Origin of the sequence: Bacteroides sp. 1_1_30 (assembly GCF_020982715.1) — a bacterium.
Classification (GTDB): Bacteria; Bacteroidota; Bacteroidia; order Bacteroidales; family Bacteroidaceae; genus Bacteroides; species Bacteroides xylanisolvens.
This window is the reverse complement of the sequence record NZ_JAJKHN010000252.1, coordinates 1-576: the sequence shown is the minus strand read 5'-3', so window position 1 is coordinate 576 and position 576 is coordinate 1. Positions and strand designations below refer to the sequence as shown.

Below are 576 nucleotides of genomic sequence, written 5' to 3'. Positions count from 1 at the left end.
AGGGGGAAATAGGTCATCTCCCCGTCCGGGTTGTTCACTTCCACCTGCTGCCCGGCTATCTCCACCTTCCGGCTCGTAGGCATCCTGGTCACCTTGGCCAGTACGCGGTGGCGCTTGGACAGGATGGCATTCACATGCCCGCTCATTTTGTACGCATTCCCGAACTTGTATCCGGTCTTGTTGTCCAGGTTCGAAATATTGGCATCGTCGGCCACGCTGTCGTCAAACTCGATCATCGTATAGGGCGGCTGCTTGATGGTCAGTTCCGGATAACGGGCGGCATACTTCTCCAGTTCCTCATCGGCCAGATACTTCGTCAGGGTCAGCTTGCCCCTCAGTCCCGAATGCCGGTCATCCACGGCACCCGTCTGCGTATACGTTCCGTAGTCGTAATACTTCTTCAGCAGGGTTCCGTCGTCTTCCCGGTCTATCTCCAGCACAAAGCGCTCCAGCTTGCCGCTGCCGTTCAGTCTGGCCTGGTGCAGGCGTTCCAGCATGGCGAACCCGTCGATGCCGGGGCAGTTGGTGTAGCGGTAGCCCCGCACATTATTGATGCCTTCCAGTATCAGGCCGCTG

At 58.2% G+C, this 576-nt stretch carries 1 protein-coding gene; it reads right to left on the bottom strand.

Translation table 11 applies throughout. The annotated features are described in order from the left end of the window. Positions 1-576, bottom strand: a 576-nt coding sequence (locus tag LPH68_RS26940; protein WP_230297298.1) for a hypothetical protein, incomplete at both ends; no start/stop codon positions are given.